This window comes from Streptomyces oceani (assembly GCF_001751245.1).
Classification (GTDB): domain Bacteria; phylum Actinomycetota; class Actinomycetes; order Streptomycetales; family Streptomycetaceae; genus Streptomyces; species Streptomyces oceani.
This window is the reverse complement of record NZ_LJGU01000099.1, coordinates 1-288: the sequence shown is the minus strand read 5'-3', so window position 1 is coordinate 288 and position 288 is coordinate 1. Positions and strand designations below refer to the sequence as shown.

Here is a 288-nt window from a genome sequence, read left to right as displayed (position 1 = left end):
CCTACGAGCCCGGGCGGGTGTCCAGCGTCGGGAACTGTGAGCCGTCCACCAGCGCTGGTAGCGGCTCCGGGAGCTGGAGCTTCTCGCTCCAGCCAACGGCGTGCTGCGCCCGGTAGGTGCCCTCGCTGGGATCGGAGAAGGCGGCGAGCTCCGCCGCGAACGGGTCGATGACCAGATAGACCGGGATGCCTGACTCGGCGTACTGCGCGCGCTTGGCGGTCCGGTCCATGGTCAGGCTGGACCGGGACACCACCTCGGCGACGAGCAGCACCTCGGTGGGCGGCACCG

At 71.2% G+C, this 288-nt stretch carries 1 protein-coding gene; it reads right to left on the bottom strand.

What is annotated here, in order from left to right:
* Position 1 precedes the first annotated feature (1 nt).
* On the bottom strand, positions 2-288 hold a 287-nt coding region (locus AN216_RS03265), incomplete at its 5' end, for a Uma2 family endonuclease (protein ID WP_170843012.1).